Source organism: Robertmurraya massiliosenegalensis JC6 (genome assembly GCF_000311725.1).
GTDB classification, from domain to species: domain Bacteria; phylum Bacillota; class Bacilli; order Bacillales; family Cytobacillaceae; genus Robertmurraya; species Robertmurraya massiliosenegalensis.
In genome coordinates, this window is sequence record NZ_HE978513.1 from 186109 (window position 1) to 200835 (window position 14727).

A 14727-nucleotide genomic window follows, 5' to 3' on the forward strand; every position below is an offset into this window, starting at 1 on the left:
TTTACTCCTCCTCTTGTATGGAAAATTCTTCTTTTTTTCCATCTTCAGTAATAATTTGTGTCAATTGTTCTTCTACATCCTTTAGTTTATCGTGGCACAGCTTTGAAAGTTCCATGCCCTTTCGATAGATCGAGATGGCTTCCTCTAATGGGACATCTCCTTCCTCAAGCTTCTCCACAATATCCTCGAGATTTTTCATCGCTTCTTCAAAGGTCATTTTTTCTTCCATTATTGATTCTCCTTCTCCTCAACATCAAGCACTTTACATTGAATCGAACCGTCGGCCATCTGAACCGTTAGCTCGTCTTCTTTTGAAAACTGGGCCACACTTTTACTCAGTTTACCTTCGTTATCATAAACAAGACTATAGCCTCGGTCCATCACTTTTAATGGACTTAGTGCTTCAAGTGTCATCAGCATCTGTCTAAAATCCTTCTGTTTGTCTGCTAAAATCGCTGTCATCACACGGTTCATCTGTTTTTCTAATTTTCCCCGAGCATCCATTGCCTCTTTTAACAATTCCCGCGGTTTATGACGTTCAATGCGTCGATTTAAATGGAGATACACTTCTTTTTGAGCTAAAAAATGTTTTTCAGCACCCTTTACAAGCCGTTCTGTCGCTTTATCAACTTGTTCCATTTTTTGCTCGTACGCTCTCCTCGGGTAACGAAATGCATAAGAACGTTCGATTCGGTTAAGCTTCTCTCGCGAAAGTTGGACCCGTTCTTTTATGACACGAACTAATCTTGCTTGCCTTGTTAAAATCCGCTCCATCAGCTCGTCCACGTGGGGAACAGCTAATTCAGCTGCTCCTGTCGGGGTTGGTGCTCTCATATCAGCGACAAAGTCAGCAATGGTAAAATCTGTTTCATGCCCGACAGCTGATATAATCGGGATTTCAGAAGTATAGATTGCTCTAGCTACGATTTCCTCATTAAAGCCCCAAAGTTCTTCAATCGAACCACCACCACGCCCAACGATTAAACAGTCGATTTCACCCAACTCATTCGCTTTCTTGATGGCATTTACAATCGAATTTTTAGCTTGATCACCTTGCACAACGGCAGGAATAATCAAAATATGAGCAATCGGATATCTCCTTTGGATCGTTGTTAAGATATCTCGAACAGCCGCACCTGTTGGCGACGTAATAACCCCAATCGTTCTTGGATATTTAGGGATGGGCTTTTTGTGAGTAGGGGAAAACAAACCTTCTTTTTCTAATTTTTCCTTTAACTGTTCATAAGCTAAATACAGCGCTCCGATTCCGTCTGGTTGCATACTTTTCACGTATATTTGATATTGGCCACTCTGTTCATACACTGTGATATTCCCAGAAATTAAGACCTTCATTCCATTCTCAGGGACAAATTTCATGGAACGAGCATCACTGGAAAACATCACCGCCAAAATTCTCGCTTTTTCATCCTTTAGGGTAAAATACATATGTCCACTGGAATGCTGTTTAAAATTGGAGATTTCCCCTTTCACAAGCACTCCTTGTAAATGGGGATCGGCATCAAATTTTCTCTTTATGTATTTCGTTAAAGCTGCGACGGTAAGATAGCGCTTTTCCTTCATCAAAAAACCCCTTTTAAAACAGGAAAATTAATTTACCTTTGATAAAATTCCATTGATAAATCGACTTGATTGATCATCACCATAGATTTTGGCAATTTCGATCGCTTCATCGATCGCCACTTTTGTAGGAACATCCTCTTTACAATATAGAAGCTCATATGTAGCTAGTCGTAAGATGTTACGGTCGACAATGGCTAAACGGTCCAATGTCCAGTTTTCAAGATGTTGTTGTAAGAGCTTGTCAATTTCCTCTTTGTTTTCAACAACACCTAAAACTAACTTTAATAAATAGTCATCATTTCGTACCCCTTCAAGGACATGGGCAATTGCTTCTTTCGGCTCCACATCACTTACATCAATTTGAAATAATGCCTGCAACGCTTTTTCTCTCGCTGTTCTTCTCTTCATTTCATTTATTGCTCCTTTTAGGATGAGTTATATTGAACTTATATTGTTGTATTGGCTAACAATTAGGTGGCCTGTGCTTGTAACAAAGCAGTTGTGCAAAATAAGTACAAACCCGTCGATCCATTTTTCTATAAGTCATTAAAAATAATAGCATAACCAAAAGACAATGTTAAAGGGAATCTGATCTATCCTTCACTATAACCGTTTTTTTGAAAGGTTAATCCCTTTTGAGGATGATGAATCAAGAAAAGAAAATAAAAACCAAAGACATTTGTCTCTGGTTTTTACAAAATGATTGATTACATTTCTTGTTCAGTTTCTACTTCAGTTTGCTTCGCATTTTCAAACTGAATGCCCACAATATGGACATTGACTTCCTCAGCTTCTAATGCAGTCATGTTAAGCAAAGCTTGGCGAATGTTATCTTGAACCTTTCCTGCAACAGTCGGAATCGAAATGCCGAATTTCATTAAACAGTACACATCCACCTTAATGCCATCTTCGGTAAGCTCTACCTTCACGCCTTTTCCATGATTCTTCTTTCCTAATCTTTCCACAACGCCAGTAGCAAAGTTTCCACGCATTTGTGAAACACCCTCCACTTCGGTTGCAGCAATCCCAGCAATGACTTCAATCACTTCTGGAGCAATTTCAACTTTTCCTAAACCAGACTGCCCTTGACTCATTTCCAATATGTTATTTTCACTCATATTCGAGTCCTCCTATATTAAGATTTCATCACATCATACATCTCAAGGAATTTTGTATTGAAATCACCTTCGACGAATTTCTCGTGGTTCAATAATTTCAAATGGAATGGGATCGTCGTATGAATCCCTTCAATCACAAATTCACTTAAGGCTCTTTTCATTCTTGAAATCGCTTCTTCCCTTGTGCTTCCATAGGTGATGACCTTTGCAATCATGGAATCATAAAATGGTGGAATCGCATATCCTGGATATGCGGCTGAATCTACCCTGACTCCTAATCCACCTGGTGGAAGGTACATTTGAATTTTACCAGGAGAAGGCATAAATTGTTTCTCTGGATTTTCAGCATTGATTCGACATTCAATCGCCCATCCATCAAATTCAATTTCATCTTGATTAAATGTCAATGCTTCTCCAGAAGCGACTTTAATTTGTTCTTTGATTAAATCGACTCCTGTCACCATTTCTGTAACTGGATGCTCAACTTGAATGCGCGTATTCATTTCCATGAAATAAAATTGACGATTTCGATAATCATATATAAATTCTATCGTACCTGCACCTGTATAATCAACTGCTTTTGCCGCTTTTACAGCTGCATCACCCATTTCCTTGCGAATTTCGCTATCTAAAGCTGGAGATGGCGTTTCTTCGAGGAGCTTTTGCAGTCTTCGTTGAATCGAGCAATCACGTTCACCTAGATGAACAACATGACCAAAATTATCAGCAAGAACTTGAATCTCGACATGACGGAAATCTTCAATATATTTCTCAATATATACTCCAGGATTACCAAAAGCGGTTAGTGCCTCTTGCTGCGTAATAGTAATTCCTTTTATTAAATCTGTTTCATTACGAGCGACACGGATTCCTTTTCCACCACCACCTGCTGTTGCTTTAATGATGACAGGGTAACCAATTTCATTGGCGAGTTGAATCGCATCCTCTTCATCCTTAATAATACCTTGTGAACCTGGAACAATCGGCACACCCGCTTCCTTCATTGTTTCTCGAGCAATGTCCTTCGTTCCCATTTTTGTAATCGCTTCCGGCGTCGGACCTACGAATATAATATTGCATTCGCGGCAAAGCTCAGCAAATGCCGCATTTTCTGCTAAAAATCCATAGCCAGGATGAATCGCTTCGCAACCTGTAAGCTTCGCAACACTAACGATATTTGTGAAATTTAAATAACTATCTTTTGACAACGTCGGTCCGATACAATAAGCTTCATCAGCTAATTGAACATGGAGTGCATCCTTATCCGCCTCCGAGTAGACTGCTACTGATTCTATATCTAATTCACGGCACGCACGAATGATGCGTACAGCTATTTCTCCTCGATTAGCAATTAATAATTTTTTAATCATTTTCGTTTCGCTCCTTATTCAGGCTTTACCAAAAATAGTGGTTGACCATATTCAACTAACTGGCCATCTTTGACAAGGATCTCCACGATTTCCCCATTTACTTCTGCTTCAATCTCATTGAATAATTTCATGGCTTCAACAATACAAACAATGGAATCATTCGTTACTTTACTTCCTACTTTAACATAGGGGTCTGCTTCAGGTGTTGGCTTATGATAGAAAGTTCCCACCATTGGTGAAGTAATCTTATGTAGACTCTCATCTGCAGTAGCCGTTTCAACAGTCGTCGGTTCTTCTTTCACTTCTGTTTTGGCCACTTCAACCACTTGAGGTTTTGGTGCTTCTACAGCGGCCGGTTGTACAGCAGGTTGAGTCGAAACTGCAACTGCTCCACCTTGATTCTTTTTCATTTTAATTTTACAATCATCTACTTCATATACAAATTCATCTAAATTGGATTGATCGACAAGTTTAATTAGTTCGCGAATTTCTTGTACTTTTAACATGAATGACACTCCTTATTGACAAAAATTTAGCACTAGATACTAATACTATACGATAAGACCTTACAAAAGTTCAATCATAATCATTTTTTATCTTTATAAAGTTGAATCCATTTCATAATAATGCTCTCGAGTAAAAAAACGAACGAATGGAACTCTAAACCATATAATCATTAGAATTTCAGGCTTGTTCGAATGAATAAAATAGAAATGTTCGTTTTTTAATTTCCCTTCGTACACTGCGAAATTGACTCAGTTTTTCCTAAATTAAATTTTTTCAAAGGAATTTTGTAGTATTATATCGAAATTTAAGGAAGAGGGAAATTTAGGGAGGAACATAGATGAAATCGATTACTGAAATTAAACAGGATGACTTAGCAAGAAAAAATTCACTTGTTGTAAAAGCTTCTTTTGTTTGTGTCATTCTCGCAACCATTGTCGACATCGTTATGCAAAAAGAATTAGCTCTCATTTTATCAATTATTATCGGTGGTGGCTTAGGCGTTGGACTCATCGCCCTTCTCCACTACACAAAAAGATTGGCAACTACGATTCCCTATTTAGCTATTCTCCTCGTCACGGTTGTGATGTATGTGATTATGGCAAACAGTGTATCTCCAACTGCCTTTGTTTTATTATACTTTATTCTTGCGACAGCAGCGATCTACATGGATAAAAAAGTACTATGGTCGGGCTCGGTCCTCGGCTTTATCGCCACTAGTATCTTTATTTGGGAAAATAATAGTGTGTTGCCACTGGATATAAAGAACTATGCAACCGTTTATCTTCTCTATCTATTAGTGTCCATCTTATTATCATTTCAGTTATCTATATCAAAAAAATTATCTGAAAATATTGTCGCCGCTCAGCAACAAACAGAGGAACTTTTACTTTTGGATCGTGAAATTAGAAAAACAATAGGTACTAGTACGGTTGGGCTATCCGACTTGATTCATTTTGTCAAAAGTAAAAGCCATGAAAATTATGAAGCCGCTCAAGAAATGAATCATTCGATTAGCGAAATGGCAGCTGGCATGCAAACACAAACTGATTCTATTTTAGAGATTACAAAAGCGCTAGAAAACTCCAATCAAATGGTTCACGAAACAAGTGAATTAGTCAATAAGCTTCACTTAGATGCCATTGATGCGCAAGAAGTGACCAATAATGGTGAAGTACTCGTAACAGAATTAAAGGATGGCCTTGAGATCTCATTCCACAATATGGAGGATGTTAATAAACAAACGACAACGCTCTCCACATTAGTAGAAGAGACTTCAAATTTTGCACAGGCAATTGAGGGAATTGCCGATCAAACCAATCTTTTAGCATTAAACGCATCGATTGAAGCCGCTCGTGCTGGAGATGCTGGAAAAGGTTTTGCTGTAGTAGCAGAAGAAGTAAGAAAACTTGCAGAAATCAGTCGTAAAACAGCAACGCAAATATCAGATAATCTTCATCATGTTATGAGCGGGACCAACGCCGTAACTGAAACCGTCTCCTTAACAGGAACAAAGATTAATCATAATCTACAGCTTGCCATTGATACACAACAAGCTTTCGCACAAATTCAAGCGACGTTCAAACAGCTCAAAGACGACATTTCCAAGTATGATGCTTTAACAAAAAGCGTACTCGGTTCCTCTAGATCGATTGAAGAATCAATTGGTGAATTTAGCTCTGTAATTGAGCAAGCAAGCGCCACATTGCAGGAACTATCATCTGCCATTGGAGTCCAAACGGCACAACATGCAGTTTTACTTCAGTCAGTTACCGAAGCACACCAATCTGTTGACAACTTAATGGAACTTCAAGAACAAAAATAACGGGAGAGCATAGCTCCCCGTTATTTTTTCTCCAATTACTTATTAGTACAGAAGCTTAAACTCAAAAACCCAACCATATCGCCTTTTTACTCATTCGGCTGGAATTCTACTGCTACTGCTTGCATTTGGCCTAGCTCCGTTTTCACTACTTGGATAATTTCATTTGCCGCAGTTGGAGATGGCTCATTCGATTTCACAGTAATACGTACTTGTTCACCATCAGCACGAACGAGGGCGTCATCGTATCCCATTGCAATGATTAACGTTTCTAATACCGCTTCTTTTTGGGCCACTTGGTCAAGTTCTTGACTCTTTTCAATTGCATCTCCACGTTGTTCTGCCGGTAGATCCGTTGAAGCCATAATGTCTGTTAATTCTTCTTTGATTTTGCTTCTCTCTTCAGCTAGTTGTAAACGCAATGCGTCAAATACTTCATCGCTAGCGACACTGGAGACAATGTCACCTTCGGCTTCGGCTTCTTCTCCTGCTTCGGCTTCTTCTCCTGCTTCTGCTTCGCTTGTTTCATTTTGCCCTTCCGTTACCGCTTCCTCTTGTTCTTCTGTTCCTGCTAATTCTTGCTGTCTTTGCTCTGGTGAAGTCATATAATATACCGAAAGTACAACCACTAAACTTAACATTGTTAATAGCCAAACTGTTTGCTTTTTTAATAACATTTATAAATCCCCCTTCGATAATTTAACATTTAGTTGTTCTCCATATATAAAATCGGATCCTGATGATTTTTTAGGATCGATGTTCTTCATTTTTTATTTCCTCGGCATAACGGATACACGATGGCTTGGAACATCAAGCAATTTTGTTACCGATTCGACGATCCACTTTTTAATTTGAATATTGTCAGCTCCCTTAGCCACGACAAGTACCCCTCGAATTTCAGGCTTCTTTTTTTCTAGTTCAATCGGAACCTCTTTTTCCCCTTCACGGATAATGACTAGCTGACTGTCTTTTGACTGATCCTCTACCGTCCTTTTTCCACCCTCCCGATCCGTTTCTTCGGTCGTTTGCGAACGGGTAACCGTGTTTTTCTCATATACGCTTTTTTCAGTTGCGTCGACATTGACCACAACCATCACATCACTAACACCTGCGATGCCCTCTAAAGCTTCCTTTAATTGTTCTTCATAGCTAGCCTCATAATCACTAATTTCGTTACTCCCAGCAGCTTTAGCGGTTCCGATGGTTTCTACTTCTTCTTTTTCTCCATCTTGGTTGCTTATCACTGGAATGCTAGAATTTTCATCATCTATCAATGAATTGCTGACCACCATAATAGCAGCTCCAAATAGCAATATGATGATGAGATATTGATATTTTTTATCTAGCTTTCCTTCCTTTGAGAACAATTTTTTCAGCCAAGACAATGGCCCTTTTTCTTGCTCCATTGTTAATCGCTCCCCCCTTCTACGACGATTTCTATTTGTTCTTTTTCAACATCCCATTTTTGAGAAAGAAGAGATGCAATCGCTTGACTAGCTTTTGTTGGTTCCTTTGCTGGAAGAGGTTCACTTGCATTGATCTCTACTTTTTTCACGACTTCAACTGCGTCTGTCTCGGTATTTGCTCTTTTGAGCTGAACAACAATAGACTGAATTTGTTCGAAAGAATCACTTTGACTATCTTCATCTACAGCCATTTCGATATTCGTAATCTCTAATCCGTACTGTTCCATCAACTCCTCCTCTACGTCCGATTGCAGTTGGACAGCCGTTTCTTCTAAAATATATGCATGGTGAGAGGCTTGTATTTCTTTTTTCTGCAATTCTATTAAATTTTCCATATTTTTTTCTTCATCGTTGGACTGAATTGAAGGGATAGAAGCCAATGCTGCATCAAAATCAGAAGACAGAAGCTTAAATAAAGGCGACATGATAATTGTAATTAGTAGTAGACCTGCCACCATCTTCGTATATTTTTGCAAGCTTGTATTAGGGAGCAAAAGATCTATTACTGTTGCGATGAGCACAAATAGAATAATATTCGTAATCCATTCAGTAATGAAAGCCATAAGAAAGTGAACCCCCTAAGCCACTTTTTTTGCCAAAAATGTTACCGGACCATCATCGTCAAGTTTCCTGCTGCAATAATCACCGTTAAACTAAGGAAAAACATTAACGACACAATTGCCAACGCTGCAAAAACATAGATAATGCTTTTGCTAATAATGTCTAAACACTTAATTACGGGGCCTCCCCCAAGTGGTTGCAGAATCGCTGCTGCAAATTTATAGATGAAGGAAATCATTAATATTTTAATAGCTGGGAACGCAACAATTAATAAAAGAATAGCGACGCCAGCAATACCGACTGTATTTTTTAATAGCACAGAGGCACTAATTACCGTATCTGTTGCATCGGTAAACATTCTGCCAATCACAGGAATGAAGTTCCCTGTGATAAACTTTGCGGTTCGAATGGTGACTCCATCAGTAATCGCCGTAGATGCTCCTTGAACGGAAATCACTCCTAGAAATACCGTTAAAAAGAGTCCGAGTAGGCCGATACTCCAATTTCGAAGTAAGTTTCCAAGCTGGGTTACCTTATAATGATCCGTCAACGTACTGACAATATTGAGCAATGCGGATAAGAAGAGAAAAGGTAAGACGATAAACTGTATAAAGGTACCACTAATATTCATAAGAAATAATATCACTGGATGAAAAAAAGCGGCTGAGATGACTCCCCCTGAACTTGCAATAAGAGCGAGAAGAAGGGGAATTAGTGCAAGTATGAAAGATGTCATCGACTGAATGGCGTTTGTCGTATATTCAATGGCAACATGGAAGCTATTTAAGGCAATAATTACTAACACCATGAAGACGATGGAATAGGCGACTTTACTGATCGTACTTTGTTCAAATGCATTTTGAAGAGATTGTAAAAACATCGAAAAAATCGTCAGCATGATCAATGTTCCGAGCAACTTTCCGTTAACGAGAAATTCATGAAACATATATTTCACAAAGCCTGAAAACCATTCTTTGAGCGAGAATTTTTTCTCTCCTTTTAGAAAATCGTATAAACTTCCCTTTTGACTTTCAGGAAGAAACCCGCCATATTCATTCAATATATCTTCCCAATATTTCTTCAATTCATCTAAATTTAAAGCTTCTAGTTGTGCATCAACGAGTGCTTGTGGATCCAATACCTCACGTTCTTCTTCCTCTGCGTGAGCTTGTCCACTAAATAAAAATAAAAAAAGGATGCTACCTATCATCATCGAAAAAAGCCATGAACAATGCTTCATTATTTTCACCTTCTCATTCAAAAGCATTAGTGAGACTTGCGCTACGTATAGGAGTAAGTAAGTTTTTTAGCTTGGGATCAATTTAATAATGGTTTCAATTAAAACGGACAAGATCGGAATAGCCATAGCAAGGATTAATATCTTTCCTGCGAGTTCAATTTTCGAAGCAATAGCTCCTTGTCCAGCATCCTTTGTAATTTGAGCTGCGAATTCAGCGATGTAGGCAATGCCGATGATTTTCAAGATGGTTTCCACATAGACGATATTTACTTTTGCATTGACAGCAATGACTTCAAGCATATGAATAACAGCGTAAATTTGATCGATTAAAAACAAAAAGATCGAGCATCCCACAAAAACGATGAGTAAAAATGCAAAATTGGGCTTCTGTTCCTTGACGATTAGTGCTAAAAAAGTGGATACAAGTGCGATTCCTACAATTTGGATAATTTCAATCTTTGAGCCCTCCCTTTACCCTTGAAAGAGGAACACCGATTTAATTTTTTGAAATAAATCATCTACGATCGATGCCACCATAAATAAAATGTAAATAAATCCGAACAGAGTGACCCACTGGGCATATTCCTTTTTTCCGACTTGATCAAGAATGGTGTGCAGGAAAGCGACAACGATTCCTACTCCAGCTATTTTAAAGATGATATCGACCTCTAAACCCATGTGTTTTCCTCCCTAAATGCTCAGGTAAATCGTTTCACAATGGATGTCACATTATGAGAACGACAATACGCAAATATTTTAAATGCTCTAATGGTACATCACTCTGCGCTTTGAAACATGTTTAGATTAATAAGATTACAAGTAATAAACCGGATAAAAAGCCGAGACTTTTGACCATTTTTTCGTATTTTGCTTGTCTATCATAGGCATCTAGCTCTTCTCTTTCTAAGTGAGTTAATGTGAGCTGTATTTGCTTTTGTTGGGAAGCCCGGTCATGCCTGCCTAATGTTTCACCAAATTGCTTCATAATTTCAAATTCCCCTTGTTTAAGGGCGGTCAGCTTCCAAATCTCTTTTAAGCTTTCTTCCCATGCATCTCTAACGGTTGTTTCGGTATTGGTAAGTTTTTTAGCAAATGTTTCAAAAAAAAAGGATAATGGTTTATTTAGCTGGGCAGCAATTCTTCTTGATGCCTCATGTAGTGGAGTATGTCCATACATAATTTCTGCTTCTAATGATTGCAGGGCAGATTTAAGCAACCGAAGCTGCTTTGGTCTTTCATTTAAATGACGTGATGCTTCAAAGCCCGTCCAAGTTGTTGCAACGATAATGACGATGGCTCCTATCAATTTCATCATTTAGGTCACTCTCACTTTTTCAACAATGTCTGAACCGTTTCCATTCTTGATGGAAGAAATTGTTCCAGGTCCTTTAAGACGACTTAATTCAATAAATCGCTGAAAGATCCCCATTTCAATTAGCGGCTTCAGCGTCGGACGATTTTTCACTTCTTCAAGCGAGGCCCCGTGAGTTGTTGTGAAAAGCTTAATCCCTGCGTGAATCGCCTCTATGATTGCTTCACAATCCTCTTTTCTGCCAATTTCATCGACAATCAGGACGTCTGGGCTCATCGAACGGATCATCATCATCATCCCTTCAGCCTTTGGACAGGCATCTAATACATCAATACGCGGTCCAAAGCTTAATTGTGGAATTCCCTTTACACTCCCTGTAATTTCAGAACGTTCATCGACTACACCTACTTTTAAAGGAGGATACGTACGATTTCCACCAGAAATAATGCGAGCAAAATCACGGAGAAGTGTCGTCTTTCCCGTTTGCGGTGGTCCGATGATCATCGTATGTTGCCAGCCATTGTCATATATATATGAGGCTAGTCCATCCGCTATCCCAATTTTTTCTCTCGCAATGCGGATATTAAAAGAAGAAATGTCTCGAATGGCTTTTACTGAATCCTGCTCTAAGATGACCTTCCCAGCTAAGCCAATTCGATGTCCACCAGCTATTGTCACATAGCCTCTTTTTAATTCTTCTTCCATCGTATAAATGGAAAAATGGCTAATTTTATTTAAAAGATGAATCGCGTCTTCTGCCTTGACAACGTAAGGTAGAAAATGTGGACTTCCTTTCACCGCAATTTCAATTGGTCTGTTAATACGAATTCTAATCTCTTCCATTTCGCTTACTTGATAAGGAGGAAGGAGTTCGATTTGTTGGGCAATATTAACTGGGAGCATTTTTAAGACTTGTTCCAAAGGAATTCCTCCTAATTGATTTTGGCTTGTACGCTGTTTTTGCATATATATGCGAAACCCCATGTCTTTTCTGACACCGCAATAGATGAAAATCCATTTTCGTATAAAAAGAGCCTTTTTGTAAGATAAACCTATTAAAAATGTATGCCTGCTTGGACACTTTATGACTATGTTCGAAATAATCACTTTTTTAAGAGAAAATATTTTTACGAATGGAACATAAGATGTAACATTAATAAAAAGAGAGACTAAAGTGGGGTGGAGGGAGAAGATGTATTACCAACAACGATATTACCCAGGGTCACAAAGAAAGGTGCACGAAAATGAAATCACGGTCATTGGGGAAGGGAGTGTTACGCTTCAACCAGATAGAGCAAGTATAAAATTAGGAGTTGAAATCGAAGATAAACAACTAAGGAAGGCTCAATCAGAGAATGCTGAAAAAATCTCAGCGATTATCAATGCCTTACACGAGATCGGAATATCGGCAGAACATATTCAAACAGACCATTTTACGATTTTTCCGATGTATGATTATGTCGATGGAAAGCAAGTTTTTAGAGGGTATCGAGTCGAGCATTTGCTACAGATCATCATAAGTGATATTGGAAATGTCGGACTTGTCGTGGATACAGCTGTGGAGTATGGAGCAAATCGAGTCTCAAATATTTCGTTTCAAATCTCGAATCCTTCGGAAGTGTACCAAATTGCATTAAGAAAGGCAGTTGAGGATGCCATCGAAAAGGCCAAAACGATCGCCAATACGTTGAATATAAATATCGTTCCGACACCCAAAAAAATCACAGAAGAAAAAACAGCAGTAAGAACACCGGCTCCCTTGTATGAAGTGCAGATGGTCAAAGCAGCATCCACAGAAATCGAACCTGGCACACAAGATATCAGAGCGGTCGTAAGTGCGATATTTACTTCCGTTTCATAACGAAAAGTTGCCTGAATTCAATCAAAATACGTACAAATTTAAGAATGCAAAAAACCACAATCTATGCAAAAAAAAACAAAAACCCCCAGTGGACAATTCCACTAGGGTTTTTTGAAGTTTATATTATGCACGTGAAACATAAGACCCTTCAGAAGTATTAATGATTAAGCGGTCGCCTTCATTGACAAAGAATGGCACTTGAACGATTAACCCTGTTTCAAGTGTAGCTGGTTTCGTCCCACCTGAAGCTGTATCGCCCTTAATTCCAGGCTCTGTTTCCGTTACTTCTAATACAACCGTATTTGGCAGCTCAATTCCAAGTGTCTCTCCATGGAACATCATGATATGAACTTCCATATTTTCCTTCAAAAATTTCAATTCATATTCAATCGCTGTTGCTGGTAATTCAATTTGATCATACGATTCATTATCCATAAATACATGCTGATCACCATTTGCATATAAATACTGCATTTTGCGGTTATCAATTTGTGCTTTTGCTACTTTTTCACCAGCGCGGAATGTTTTTTCTTGTACCGCACCAGTACGTAAATTACGTAGCTTAGAGCGTACGAATGCAGCTCCTTTTCCTGGCTTTACGTGTTGGAAGTCCATGACACGCCATAGGCCTCCATCTACTTCAATCGTTAAGCCTGTACGGAAATCGTTAACAGAAATCATCTAAAAATCCTCCCAAAGGTAATGTAATAAAATATAAATTGGAAGCACGGATTCATTTTCCAAAACATCATAAAAACTGACTACATAATTCTATAATATAATGAGTTCTTTTGTTGAATGAGTCAATGACTCATTTCCCTTTTCAGTGATCACTGTATCATCTTCAATGCGAACTCCGCCAAGTCCCGGTATGTATATTCCTGGCTCAACGGTTACAACCATTCCTGGTTCCAATTTGAGATCAGATTTGAAGGAAAGAGCAGGTCCTTCATGAACCTCAAGACCAATACCATGTCCTGTTGAATGTCCAAAATATGCTCCGTAGCCTTTGGAAGAAATATAATCTCTCGTTAAGGCATCAGCTTCTTTTCCGGTCATTCCTGGTTTAATTCCATCCATTCCCATTTGCTGGGCATCGAACACGACTTGGTAAATTTCCTTCAGTTTTGCATCCGGTTCACCTACAGCTAAAGTTCTTGTAATATCAGAAACATAGCCTTTATAATATGCTCCAAAATCTAAGGTAACGAAATCGCCCTTTTCTATGATTTTATCTGATGCCACTCCATGCGGAAGTGCTGAACGTTGCCCTGAAGCCACGATAATGTCAAAGGAAGAAGAGGTGGCACCCGCTTTTCTCATAAAGAACTCTAATTCATTCGAAACATCTAACTCCGATATGCCTGCTCGAATGAATTCTAATATATGTTTATATGCAGCATCAGCTATTTCTGCTGCTTCCTTTAATATCTTAATCTCTGCTTCAGTCTTAATCAAGCGAATTTTTTCAATTGCACCTGATACGGGGACAAGTTCCGCACCTACAACTTCTTCATAGTTTTTAAAGCTTGCATATGTAAGATGTTCTTGCTCAAAGCCAAGTCGCTTAATGCCAAGAGTTTTCACTTGTTGTGCAACCTCTTCCGGAATCGGACCAGTATGCTTAACAATATCGAATCCTTTACATTGTTTTGCAGCTTGCTCTACATAGCGAAAGTCAGTAATAAACTTTGCCTCACTTTTACTAATTAACACGACACCGCTTGTACCTGTAAAATTAGAAGTATAACGTCGATTGTAGGCGCTTGTTATGAGTAAGCCATCAATGCCAAGCTTTTCAAAACTTGCTCTTACTTTTTGTAATTTATCCACTTTGCACTCTCCCCTTTTACTTCCCACTATGTAAGAATAGTGAAAAAATACTTAACAAC

18 protein-coding genes are annotated in these 14727 nt (G+C 38.7%); 2 read left to right on the top strand and 16 right to left on the bottom strand.

All coding sequences use genetic code 11. The features are described 5' to 3' along the window. Window position 1: 1 nt before the first annotated feature. From BMSHG_RS10745 to accB, 6 genes are all read right to left on the bottom strand, one after another. Complete coding sequence (locus BMSHG_RS10745; RefSeq protein ID WP_019154457.1) at window positions 2-229, bottom strand: exodeoxyribonuclease VII small subunit; 228 nt, start codon at window positions 227-229, stop codon at window positions 2-4. After that, on the bottom strand, window positions 229-1581 hold the full coding sequence (xseA, locus tag BMSHG_RS10750) for an exodeoxyribonuclease VII large subunit (RefSeq protein WP_019154458.1): 1353 nt from the start codon (window positions 1579-1581) through the stop codon (window positions 229-231). The genes BMSHG_RS10745 and xseA overlap by 1 nt, the downstream gene beginning before the upstream one ends. Before the next feature lie 27 nt (window positions 1582-1608). Beyond that, window positions 1609-1989 (bottom strand): transcription antitermination factor NusB, encoded by a 381-nt coding sequence (gene nusB, locus BMSHG_RS10755; protein ID WP_019154459.1) that lies wholly within the window; start codon window positions 1987-1989, stop codon window positions 1609-1611. Between the two features lie 299 nt (window positions 1990-2288). Beyond that, window positions 2289-2699 (bottom strand): Asp23/Gls24 family envelope stress response protein, encoded by a 411-nt coding sequence (locus tag BMSHG_RS10760; RefSeq protein WP_019154460.1) that lies wholly within the window; start codon window positions 2697-2699, stop codon window positions 2289-2291. Between the two features lie 17 nt (window positions 2700-2716). Continuing rightward, a complete protein-coding gene (gene accC / locus BMSHG_RS10765; protein WP_019154461.1) occupies window positions 2717-4069 on the bottom strand; it encodes an acetyl-CoA carboxylase biotin carboxylase subunit in 1353 nt (450 codons plus the stop codon). A 14-nt stretch (window positions 4070-4083) separates the two neighbouring features. After that, window positions 4084-4575 (bottom strand): acetyl-CoA carboxylase biotin carboxyl carrier protein, encoded by a 492-nt coding sequence (gene accB, locus BMSHG_RS10770; protein WP_019154462.1) that lies wholly within the window; start codon window positions 4573-4575, stop codon window positions 4084-4086. Between the two features lie 338 nt (window positions 4576-4913). Here accB and BMSHG_RS10775 point away from each other — a divergent pair, with 338 nt between their 5' ends. Next, window positions 4914-6398 (top strand): methyl-accepting chemotaxis protein, encoded by a 1485-nt coding sequence (locus BMSHG_RS10775; RefSeq protein ID WP_019154463.1) that lies wholly within the window; start codon window positions 4914-4916, stop codon window positions 6396-6398. A gap of 86 nt (window positions 6399-6484) precedes the next feature. On the opposite strand, the gene BMSHG_RS10780 is transcribed toward BMSHG_RS10775, so the two are convergent. The 8 genes from BMSHG_RS10780 to spoIIIAA all read right to left on the bottom strand — a co-directional run bounded on the left by BMSHG_RS10780 (window position 6485) and on the right by spoIIIAA (window position 11895). Further along, on the bottom strand, window positions 6485-7072 hold the full coding sequence (locus BMSHG_RS10780; protein WP_019154464.1) for a SpoIIIAH-like family protein: 588 nt from the start codon (window positions 7070-7072) through the stop codon (window positions 6485-6487). 93 nt (window positions 7073-7165) lie between these two features. Continuing rightward, window positions 7166-7801: a stage III sporulation protein AG gene (gene spoIIIAG, locus BMSHG_RS10785; RefSeq protein ID WP_019154465.1), complete on the bottom strand. Its 636-nt coding sequence runs from the start codon at window positions 7799-7801 to the stop codon at window positions 7166-7168. Window positions 7802-7803: 2 nt separating this feature from the next. Then, window positions 7804-8424, bottom strand: coding sequence for a stage III sporulation protein AF (spoIIIAF, locus tag BMSHG_RS10790; RefSeq protein WP_019154466.1), 621 nt, complete (start codon window positions 8422-8424; stop codon window positions 7804-7806). Between the two features lie 41 nt (window positions 8425-8465). Continuing rightward, window positions 8466-9662, bottom strand: a complete 1197-nt coding sequence (spoIIIAE, locus tag BMSHG_RS10795; RefSeq protein ID WP_019154467.1) for a stage III sporulation protein AE — start codon at window positions 9660-9662, stop codon at window positions 8466-8468. Between the two features lie 66 nt (window positions 9663-9728). Next, window positions 9729-10118: a stage III sporulation protein AD gene (gene spoIIIAD, locus BMSHG_RS10800; RefSeq protein ID WP_235776373.1), complete on the bottom strand. Its 390-nt coding sequence runs from the start codon at window positions 10116-10118 to the stop codon at window positions 9729-9731. Window positions 10119-10133: 15 nt separating this feature from the next. After that, complete coding sequence (gene spoIIIAC, locus BMSHG_RS10805; protein WP_009794945.1) at window positions 10134-10340, bottom strand: stage III sporulation protein AC; 207 nt, start codon at window positions 10338-10340, stop codon at window positions 10134-10136. A gap of 121 nt (window positions 10341-10461) precedes the next feature. Then, window positions 10462-10977, bottom strand: a complete 516-nt coding sequence (gene spoIIIAB / locus BMSHG_RS10810; RefSeq protein ID WP_019154469.1) for a stage III sporulation protein SpoIIIAB — start codon at window positions 10975-10977, stop codon at window positions 10462-10464. After that, on the bottom strand, window positions 10978-11895 hold the full coding sequence (spoIIIAA, locus tag BMSHG_RS10815; protein WP_026073414.1) for a stage III sporulation protein AA: 918 nt from the start codon (window positions 11893-11895) through the stop codon (window positions 10978-10980). A 271-nt stretch (window positions 11896-12166) separates the two neighbouring features. On the opposite strand from spoIIIAA, the gene BMSHG_RS10820 reads away from it, so the two are divergent. Continuing rightward, window positions 12167-12835, top strand: coding sequence for an SIMPL domain-containing protein (locus BMSHG_RS10820; RefSeq protein WP_019154471.1), 669 nt, complete (start codon window positions 12167-12169; stop codon window positions 12833-12835). Between the two features lie 123 nt (window positions 12836-12958). Here BMSHG_RS10820 and efp read toward each other — a convergent pair whose 3' ends face one another. Together efp and BMSHG_RS10830 are read right to left on the bottom strand one after the other, a co-directional pair. Then, complete coding sequence (gene efp, locus BMSHG_RS10825; RefSeq protein WP_019154472.1) at window positions 12959-13516, bottom strand: elongation factor P; 558 nt, start codon at window positions 13514-13516, stop codon at window positions 12959-12961. A 90-nt stretch (window positions 13517-13606) separates the two neighbouring features. Then, entirely contained in the window at window positions 13607-14668 is a 1062-nt protein-coding gene (locus BMSHG_RS10830) for a M24 family metallopeptidase (RefSeq protein ID WP_019154473.1), read from the bottom strand. Window positions 14669-14727: the final 59 nt, after the last annotated feature.